This window comes from Burkholderia sp. BCC0405, assembly GCF_902833075.1.
In the GTDB taxonomy this organism is placed as follows: Bacteria; Pseudomonadota; Gammaproteobacteria; order Burkholderiales; family Burkholderiaceae; genus Burkholderia.
Genome location: NZ_CADFEO010000079.1, coordinates 1 through 330 on the forward strand (window position 1 = coordinate 1; position 330 = coordinate 330).

1 pseudogene is annotated in these 330 nt (G+C 63.6%); it reads right to left on the reverse strand.

The features are described from left to right. Window positions 1-330, reverse strand: a pseudogene (locus HWX36_RS36775) (type VI secretion system tip protein VgrG); the annotation flags it as partial.

The window sequence follows — 330 nt, forward strand, 5'->3', positions numbered from 1 at the left end:
GCCCGTGCACGACAGCGAGACGCCCGTCACGCCTGACGACTGCCCGGTCACCGAAGTGCTGACGCCCGTCATCGACGACGCAATGCCCGTCATGCTGTTCGAAACGCCCGTCACCGAATTGCTCAATCCCGTGATGCCGGTCGACATCCCCGTGAACGACGTCGACACACCGGTGAAGCCCGTGCTCACGCCCGTGAACGACGTGCTGACGCCCGTGAAACCGGTCGACACGCCGGTAAATGAGGTCGATACGCCCGTGAAGCTCGTATTGACACCGGTGAACGATGTGCTCAGCCCCGTGAACGACGCCGACACCCCGGTAAAGCCCAC